Source organism: Lelliottia sp. GFLA7 (assembly GCF_056490165.1).
The window spans coordinates 1-478 of sequence record NZ_JBWLAQ010000041.1; the positions used below are offsets into that span (position 1 = coordinate 1).

Here is a 478-nt window from a genome sequence, read left to right on the forward strand (position 1 = left end):
TGCGTGCGCGTTCCTCGACGATCATTTGCAGCCCGGCCTGGTTCGTGAGGAGGCGTCGGATCGCTGCCCGGAGGACCGCACTACAGGGCAGGGACGAGGGCACGGTCGAGGCAGTCGCTGAACTCACAGTCGCGACCCTGTCCGCGGCCCAGCGCCTGCAGCTCGCCAGTTTCTCCTCGCCACCGTCACGGTCGAGGTGGCGTATGTACCCGTCATCGCCCGTTCCGTGGCGGCGAGGGTGGCCGGCGCGTGTCAGGCAGACCTGGATGCCGCCAGGGAATCGGTCCTCGACTTCCTCGAAATGATCGACTCGAAAGAGGTCGCCCGGATCCTGGCGCCTACCCGCGAGGCAAACCGCAGCGTCGCCCAGAAGCGCTGCACGCGGCCGGCGATCTGATCGGCCTGCCCATCGGGGCCCGCCCGAACTACCTTTACCAGGCATTCCAATTCGACACCTAGTGGCACAAGATCCACGACG

The 478-nt window shown here is 66.7% G+C and carries 1 protein-coding gene; it reads right to left on the minus strand.

Features of this window, described 5'->3' with window-relative positions:
- Positions 1-252: 252 nt before the first annotated feature.
- On the minus strand, positions 253-478 hold a 226-nt coding region (locus tag AC07RN_RS21035; RefSeq protein WP_478337225.1), incomplete at its 5' end, for a hypothetical protein.